Consider the following 7676-nt stretch of genomic DNA (forward strand, 5'->3'; position numbering starts at 1 on the left):
GCCCCCGGTGCTCGGGCCGCCGCCGCGGCCCGGGCCGAGTCGGGTGTCCCGGCGGGGGCGGACGCCTCGGCGACGGCGGCAAGCTCGGCGAGCAGCTGGGCCCGGATGGCCGCGCGCCGGACCGGGTCCACCTGTGGGTGGGGCAGGGCGCGGGCGGCGTCCGCGAGGGCGACCAGCCGGACCTCTGATGGCCCGGCCGGGGGAGCGTCGCCGTCCAGCAGGGCGGCGAACCGGTCGGCCCGCGTCCGGTGCGGGAACCAGCCACGCGCTCGGCGCACCGCAGCGAAGACCGACGCAGTTGTGGTGCCGGGTACTCGACCGCGCCTGCGCGCCACCCTCACGTGCCCTCCCCGGGGCCCGATCGCGGCAACGTGGAACGGGCTGGTCGCCCCCGTGCCGACCCCGAGCCGCGGGTCGATGCGGCCGTGGGCCGCCGCCGAAGGACCGCCGGCGGCTAGTTACCCAGGGACCACACAGTGTTGACCCGTACTGTACTACCCTTCTCGATCTTGGATCCAGGCTGAGCCGACTGAGCGACCACACGGTCGGTGCTCGCGCCGAACAGTCCGTTGCGAGCGATCTTCAGGCCGGCGCGGTGCAGGGCGCTCTCCGCGTCGCGGTAGTTGCTGCCGACCACGCGGGGAACGGTGACCTGCACGCCGCTGCCGTCGCCACCGCCGTCGCCACCGCCGTCGCCCTCGTCGGTGTTGCCCGAGGCCTGGGCGACGGTCAGGGTGACCTTGCTGTTTGGTGCGATGGGCAGCCCGACCTGCGGGTCCGACCCGACGACCGAGTCGGGCGGGCTGCTGTCGGTGACGACCACGGCACGCTGCACGACGACCCCGGCGATGCCGAGCGCGTCGATCTCGCCTTTCGCCGCGTCGTACGACTTGCCGATGATGTCGGCCGGCATCTGCCTGGTGTCCGGCCCGGTCGACATGACGAGTACGACGTTGCTGCGCGGCTGGACCGCGGTGTCGATCGCCGGGCTGGTGGAGATCACATGCCCGGCTGGGATGGTGTCGCTGGCCTGGTTGCTCAGCCCGCCCATGATCAGGTTCACCTGGGCGAGCCGGGCGGTGGCCTGCTCCTGCGTGAGGTTGGCCAGGTCGGGGACGCGGATGGTCGCGGGGCCGGTGCTCAGCCGCAGCGAGATCGTGGCGTTCTTGTCGACCCGGCTGCCGTCGGGCGGATCCTGGGTGACGACCCGCCCGGGCGGCACCGTCGGACTCGCCTGCGGATCCAGGTAGGACCACTTCAGGCCGGCGTCACGCAGCATGGTCTCCGCATCGGCCTTGCTCACGCCGGTCAGCAACGGGACCTCGGTCTTGCTGTCGGACAGGGCGTGGACGGCGAGGTACCCGAGCAGCAGCACCAGGATGGCCGCGCCACCGACGGCCCATGGCAGGCGACGGCGCCATCCGGGGCCGGCCGCGGTCGCCCGCCGCCTGCCCCGTGGCGGGCCGCCGGGACCGCCCGCAGCTGCCACCGCATCGACATCGTCGTCCAGCCGCGGGGCGAGGGATCCGGAAGCGCCGTAGTCAAAATGATCATCATACTCGGCGGTGCCGTACTCGGCGGTGCCGTAGCCGGTCGGCGTGCCCTGGCTCGCCGCGCCGTAGGCGGACGGGCCGGGACCGGACGGGCCGAAACCGGTGTTGGGCGGCGGGCCACTCGGTCGATTCAGCCCGCTGTACCCGTCTGGCCCGCTGGGGCGACTCGGCCCGTCGTGCTGGTCTGGTCCGCTGACCCGTCCCGGTCCGCTGGGTCGCTGTGCACCGTGGTGCAGACCCTCGGCGGAGTGGTCCATGGCCGCCGTCTCGACATGGATGGAGGAGTACTGGCTGGTCGGTGCCGGCGCCGCGGACGTCGCCGGGGGGGCAGGGGCGGGGGCGGATCCGGAGAAGGGCTGCGGGTCGATCAGCCCGATCCGCCGGACCTCGCCGGTGAAGCCGGTGGGATGGTCCTGGCTCTGGGGCAGAAGCGGTCCGAGTCGCAGCAGCTCGTCGAGCAGGGCCGCCCCGTCGGACGGGCGGCGCTCAGGGTCGCGGGCGGTGGCCCGCAGCACGAGCGCGTCCAGCTCCGGAGGGACCCCCGCGACGACGGTGGACGGCGCGGGCACGTCCCCGTGGACGGACTGGTAGGCCATCGACATCGGCGTGGCCCCGTTGTACGGGAGCTGTCCGGTCAGCGTCTCGAACAGCACCACGCCGGCGGCGTAGACGTCGCTGCGGGTGTCGGCCGTGCCGAGGGTGACCTGCTCGGGCGCGAGATACCCGACCGTACCCATGACGACGCCGTCGGACAGGGCCTGGGACGGCTGGCCGAGCGGGCGGGCCAGGCCGAAGTCGGCGACCTTCACCTGGCCGTCGTCGCCGAGCAGGATGTTCTCGGGCTTGATGTCACGGTGGATGATGCCGGCGGCGTGCGCGGCCGCGAGCGCCTCGAACACCGGCTCGATGATCTCGACGGCCTCGGGGACGGGCAGCCGGCCGCGCGCACCGAGGTGCTGGCGTAGCGAACGACCGCGCACCAGTTCCATCACCAGGTAGTTGACCAGCCCGGCGGGGCTGTGGTCGGCACCCTGGTCGAGGATGGAGACGACCCGGGAGGTGTTCAGCCGGGCGACCGCCCGGGCCTCCCGGTGGAAGCGGCCGACAAATTCCGGATCATGGTTGAGATTGGGATGCATGACCTTGAGCGCGACCAGCCGGTCGAGCCGGTTGTCGTGCGCGACATACACCGTCGCCATCCCGCCGACGGCGAGACGCTCCTGCGCCGTGTACCGGCCGTCGAGGAGCCGACCGATGACAGGGTCGGCCACGGTGGCATCCACGCGGCCCAGTTTACGATCGCGCTCCACCAGCGTCGCCATCGGACACCATAAGGCGATACACCCGTTTCGCCCCCGGCGGAAACAGCTGCGCGGGCGGCGTCCCAGGTGGCGACAGGAACGCTGTCCGTGCAGGGGTGTGGTGGCTGCCCCCGATCGTGGGTGGCCGACCGGTCGGCCCCGCGGTGCCTGCCGGGCGTCGGTAGACTCGCGCCCGGCACCGGGGAGCCTGCGGACGCGGGCTGAGAGGCCGGCCAGCGCAGCCGTCGGCGACCCGCACACCCGATCGCGGTCATGCGCGCGTGGGGAGGATGATCATAATGGACGATCTGGTGATCGCCGGCCAGGCCTATGACAGCCGGCTGCTGGTCGGCACCGGAAAGTTCGCCGCGCACGAGGTGATGCGGGCGAGCCTGCTGGCGTCCGGCGCCCGCATCGTCACCGTCGCCCTGCGCCGGGTCGACCTCGATCGTCTTGGCGACGGCGACGTGCTCGACTTCGTGCCCCCGGAGCTGACGCTGCTGCCCAACACCTCCGGCGCGGTGGATGCCGCCGAGGCCGTCCGCCTGGCCCGGCTCGGCCGCGCCGCCACCGGCACGGGCCTGGTCAAGCTGGAGGTCACCCCGGACCCGCGCACTCTCGCACCCGACCCGATCGAGACGCTGCGCGCCGCCGAACTGCTGGTCGCGGACGGGTTCACCGTCCTGCCGTACTGCTCGGCCGATCCGGTGCTGGCCCGGCGCCTCGAGGAGGCCGGCTGCGCCACGATCATGCCGTTGGGCAGCTGGATCGGGTCCAACCGCGGGCTGCGCACCCGGGACGCGATCGAGGCGATCGTCGCCGGTGCCGGCGTGCCGGTCGTCGTCGACGCGGGGCTCGGGGTGCCCTCGGACGCCGCCGAGGCGATGGAGATCGGCGCGGACGCGGTGCTCGTCAACACGGCGATCGCGGTGGCGGCCGATCCGGTGCTGATGGCCCGGGCGTTCGCGCTCGCCACCAGCGCCGGTCGGCTCGGTTACCTGGCCGGCCAGGCCGCACCCGGCCCGGCGACCGGCGCCGAGGCGTCGTCCCCGTTGACCGGTTTCCTGGGCGGTCTCCCGGCGTCGGCCGCCCAGGCGGCAGCCGTTTCGGCGCCGGTCTCGTCGGTACCGGCCGCGTCCGCGTCGGTTTCCGCGACGTCGGGCCCACTGCCGGTCGCGCTGCCGGTGGTCGGCGGGTGAGCGCGCCGCCGGGGCTGTTCGCCCGCGAACTTGCGGGTCTGGCCCTCGCCGAGCTCGCCGAACGGTCTCGGTCAGCGAGTCCGGCGCAGGTCGATGCGCTGCTGCGCCGGGTGGCGCCCGCCGGCGGCGCGGATCCGGGCCGGCCCGCGGCGGGCACGGCGCACCTGGGGCTCGCGGATCTCGCCGTCCTGCTGTCCCCGGCAGCCGGGGAGCGGCTCGAGGAACTCGCCCTCGCCGCCCGGGCGACGACGCTGCGCCGGTTCGGCCGTGCGGTCCGGCTGTTCGCGCCGCTGTACGTGTCCAACGCGTGTCTGTCGTCCTGCACGTACTGCGGCTTCGCCAAGGGGCTGCCGGTCGTTCGGCGCACGTTGGACCTCGACGAGGTCGAGGCCGAGGGGCGGCTGCTCGCCGACCGTGGGTTCCGTCACCTTCTGCTGGTGTCGGGCGAGCACCGGGCGGAGGTGTCCGCGGACTATCTCGTCGGTGTCGTGGAACGGCTGCGTCCGCTGTTCCCCTCCCTGTCGATCGAGACGCAGACCTGGTCGGACGACACCTACGCCCGGTTGGTGCGGGCCGGGCTCGAGGGCGTCGTGCACTACCAGGAGACCTACGACCGGGCCCGGTACGCGCAGGTGCACGTGGCCGGGTGGAAGCGGGACTACGACCGTCGCCTGTCGTCGTTCGAACGGGCCGCGTCCGCGGGGGCCCGGCGGCTCGGGATCGGTGCCCTGCTGGGGCTGGCCGCGGACTGGCGGGCCGACGTGCTCGCCCTCGGCGCCCACGCCGCGTTCCTGACCCGGCGCTACTGGCGGACCGAGGTCTCGGTGGCGCTGCCCCGGATGAAGCCGTCCGCCAGCGCCTTCCCGCCGGTCGTCGTGGTCGACGACGCGGAGTTCGTCCAGGCCCACGCCGCGTTGCGGTTGTTCGGGCCGGATCTGGCGCTGTCGCTGTCGACCCGCGAACCGCCGGCGATGCGCGACGGGCTGGCCCGTATCGCGGTGACCACGATGAGCGCCGGATCCTCCACGGAACCCGGCGGTTACGCGGCGCCCGGCACCGCCGGCGAACAGTTCTCGATCTCGGACGAGCGACCGCCCGCGGAGGTTGCCGCGATGCTGGTGGCCGCCGGTTATGAGCCGGTCTGGAAGGACGCCTTCCCGCTCTACGGCGGGAATCTCGCGGGACAGTCGTACTAAGCTGCGCCGATGCAGCGAATTGTCATTGTCGGCGCCGGTATGGCGGGTGGCCGGGCGGCCGTGGAGTTGCGTAAGCGCGGCTTCGAAGGCGACGTCGTGCTGGTGGGCGCAGAGACGCGCCGGCCCTATGACCGGCCCCCCCTGTCGAAGGCGGTGCTCGTCGGCCGTACCGACGACACGACCATTCCGCTGACGCTCGACGGCGTCGAGGTGATCACCGGGCGCCGGGCCACCGGGCTTCGGCCGGGCACGGTGGAGACCGACGCCGGCCCGCTTGCGTACGACGGCCTGGTGCTGGCGACCGGCTCCGACCCGATCCTGCTGCCCGGCGACGGTCCGGTGCGGGTGCTGCGCACCCTGGACGACGCGCTCGGGCTGCGCGAGGTGCTGCGCCCGGGGCTGCGACTGGTGATTGTCGGGGCCGGTTGGATCGGTGCCGAGGTGGCCACGACGGCGGCCGCCGCTGGCGTCGAGGTGACCGTGGTGGAGGCGGCGGACACGCCGTTGCGGGCGGCGCTGGGCCCCGAGATCGGCGCGCACACCATCGACTGGTACGCCCGCGCCGGCGTCAAGCTGCGCCTGGGTGTCTCGGTCGAGCGGACCACCGAGGCCGGCCTGGTGCTGGCCGGTGGCGAGCTGCTGCCCGCCGACGAGATCCTGGTCGGTATCGGGGCCCGCCCGGATCTCGGCTGGCTCGCCGACAGCGGCCTCACGCTCGATCGTGGCATCGTCGTGGACGAGTACCTGTCGGCCACCTGGTCGGGTGTGGACGGGCCGCCGGTGGTCGCGGTCGGCGACTGTGCCGCCTGGTGGTCACGCCGTTACGGGCGCCGGCTGCGGGTCGAGCACTGGGACTGCGCGCAGCATTCCCCGTCGGTGGCTGCGGCGACGCTGTTGCGGGCCCCCGGCCTGGGCGTGGCTGCCGCAGACCCGGCCGACCTGGCCGATTCGGGCAAGACGGCCAGTGTTCCCAGCAATGGCCCGGCGGCGGATGCCGAGGTCCCGGTGTACGACCCGGTGCCGTATTTCTGGTCGGAGCAGTTCGGCCGGATGGTGCAGTACGCCGGAGTGGGCGACCCGGGCGACGAACTGATCTACCGGGGTGACCCAAGCGAGCCGCCGCCGCCGGAGGGCTCGCGCCCGCCGGGCTGGTCGGCCGGTTGGTTCGCACCGGACGGATCGCTGCGTGCGTTGGTCTCCATCGGCCGTCCGATGGACGTGGCGCCGGTTCGGCGGTTGCTGCTCGCGGGTGGAACGGTGGACCGCAAGGGCTTCGCCGACCTGTCGGTGACGATGAAGGAGCTCGTCGCCGCCGGCTGATTCCCCGCGATTCACGCCGTGCGGCGGGGGGTGGCGAATCGCAGCGCGACAAAGCGCAACAATCGTTCGGTCATCCGGATGCCTGTGTACCCGAATGTGAGCAACACCGGGTTAGCACACTAGAGTGCCGGGCGTGCCCCGCATTCACCTGGTGTCGAACCTGCCCGGTGTGAACGCGCTCGGCGACCATCTGCGGGCGGCGGGCCTCGGCCCGACCTCGGCTCGGTCGGCCGACGCGTTACTCGTGCTGATCGACCGACCGCTTGATCACGTCGAGCAGGAGCTGCTCGACCGGGCCCGGCAGTCCGTTCCCGTCCTGCTGGCCGGGCCCACCGTGCGTGCGCTTGCGCCGGGCAGTCCGCTGGTGGAGGCCTCGGGGCTCACTCCTGGCCGGTTGCTGCCCCCGCACGAGCTGCACCTGCTGGCCGGGCCGCAGGGCGGTGCGCTGATGGCCCGGGCGCCGCGGTTCGTCCCGCGGGAGACCTGGGTGATCCCGGAGAAGGTCGCCGACGACGTCGAGTGCCTGATCCAGCTGCGCCATGACCGCGTCGAGCACGCGGTCTGCACCTGGCGGCCGGGCACGGGCCTGGGCATGTTCACCCTGGGCGCCGGGGCCGCGGTGCTTGCCGACCCCGCCTACCACCGGCTGGTCGGCCGGTGGCTGCGGCACTGCCTGGGCGTGCTCGACGGTCCGCCGGTCCTGGTCGGTCTGCTCGGCGGGCCCGACACCGTGGCCGAGCACCGGCCGGTGCTCGAGGCCACCGAGGGGCTGGCCCTGACCGCGGTCTGCGACGACGCGGGCGGGCGAGCACCCACGCACGCCGCGTTCCGCCCGCCCCGCCACGTCGACGACCCGGACGACCTGGTGCACGATCCCGAGCTCGACCTGGTGGTCGTCGCCACCGGGCACCACGACCATGCCGACTGGGCCGGCCGGGCGCTTGAGGCCGGCAAGCACGTGGTCGTCCAGGCGCCGTTGTGTCTGGCTCCCGCCGAAGCCGACGACCTCGCCGACCTCGCCGCGGCCCAGGCGCGGGTCCTCGCCGTCGTTCCGGCCGGCCGTGCCGACCCCGGGTTCGGCGTGCTGGCCGCCGCCGTCCGCCGTGG

The 7676-nt window shown here is 73.7% G+C and carries 5 protein-coding genes and 1 pseudogene; 4 read left to right on the forward strand and 2 right to left on the reverse strand.

Annotated elements, in window-relative coordinates:
• Positions 1–278: pseudogene (locus tag ND747_RS19050) on the reverse strand (hypothetical protein); the annotation flags it as partial.
• 176 nt (positions 279–454) lie between these two features.
• On the reverse strand, positions 455–2875 hold the full coding sequence (locus ND747_RS19055) for a Stk1 family PASTA domain-containing Ser/Thr kinase (RefSeq protein WP_251735103.1): 2421 nt from the start codon (positions 2873–2875) through the stop codon (positions 455–457).
• Between the two features lie 278 nt (positions 2876–3153).
• Here ND747_RS19055 and ND747_RS19060 point away from each other — a divergent pair, with 278 nt between their 5' ends.
• The 4 genes from ND747_RS19060 to ND747_RS19075 all read left to right on the forward strand — a co-directional run.
• The gene (locus ND747_RS19060; RefSeq protein ID WP_251735105.1) at positions 3154–4053 is read left to right on the forward strand and encodes a thiazole synthase; all 900 of its coding nucleotides are present in this window, start codon (positions 3154–3156) and stop codon (positions 4051–4053) included.
• Positions 4050–5249, forward strand: coding sequence for a 2-iminoacetate synthase ThiH (gene thiH, locus ND747_RS19065; RefSeq protein WP_251735106.1), 1200 nt, complete (start codon positions 4050–4052; stop codon positions 5247–5249). The genes ND747_RS19060 and thiH overlap by 4 nt, the downstream gene beginning before the upstream one ends.
• A 9-nt stretch (positions 5250–5258) precedes the next feature.
• Positions 5259–6569: an NAD(P)/FAD-dependent oxidoreductase gene (locus ND747_RS19070; RefSeq protein ID WP_251735107.1), complete on the forward strand. Its 1311-nt coding sequence runs from the start codon at positions 5259–5261 to the stop codon at positions 6567–6569.
• Between the two features lie 133 nt (positions 6570–6702).
• Positions 6703–7676, forward strand: a 974-nt coding sequence (locus ND747_RS19075; protein WP_251735109.1) for a Gfo/Idh/MocA family oxidoreductase, incomplete at its 3' end; no start/stop codon positions are given.

Source organism: Frankia sp. R82 (assembly GCF_023716925.1).
Classification (GTDB): Bacteria; Actinomycetota; Actinomycetes; order Frankiales; family Frankiaceae; genus Frankia.

Bases quoted from the DNA above. Each gene is read 5' to 3' on its own strand.
- ND747_RS19070 (WP_251735107.1), top strand. From the start codon at position 5,259: ATGCAGCGAATTGTCATTGTCGGCGCCGGTATGGCGGGTGGCCGGGCG.
- ND747_RS19055 (WP_251735103.1), bottom strand. From the start codon at position 2,875: ATGGCGACGCTGGTGGAGCGCGATCGTAAACTGGGCCGCGTGGATGCC.
- ND747_RS19060 (WP_251735105.1), top strand. From the start codon at position 3,154: ATGGACGATCTGGTGATCGCCGGCCAGGCCTATGACAGCCGGCTGCTG.